Source organism: Blautia sp. TM10-2 (assembly GCF_003480845.1).
Classification (GTDB): Bacteria; Bacillota; Clostridia; order Lachnospirales; family Lachnospiraceae; genus Fusicatenibacter; species Fusicatenibacter saccharivorans.
In genome coordinates, this window is sequence record NZ_QUJZ01000004.1 from 268937 (window position 1) to 269254 (window position 318).

Annotated in this window: 1 protein-coding gene; it reads left to right on the forward strand. The window is 35.8% G+C overall.

Translation table 11 applies throughout. The features are described from left to right. Positions 1-318, forward strand: a 318-nt coding sequence (tnpA, locus tag DXD92_RS05850) for an IS200/IS605 family transposase (RefSeq protein ID WP_243104848.1), incomplete at both ends; no start/stop codon positions are given.

A 318-nucleotide genomic window follows, 5' to 3' on the forward strand; every position in this document is an offset into this window, starting at 1 on the left:
AAATACCGAAAGAAGGTATTGTATGGGAGAATACGCAGAGATGTCCGAGAGATAATAGCAACTTTATGCCAGTATAAAAATGTAGAGATAATTGCAGGAGCGGTATGTATAGATCATGTACATTTAAGCGTAGCAATTCCACCAAAACTCAGAGTATCAGATTTTATGGGGTATCTGAAAGGAAAAAGCACATTAATGATTTATGACAGGCATCCTGAGTTGCAAAGTAAATGGGATAAAGCGTTTTGGGCTAGAGGATATTATGTTGAAACGATTGGCAATATAACAGATGAAGCAGTTCAAAAGTATATAAAAGAG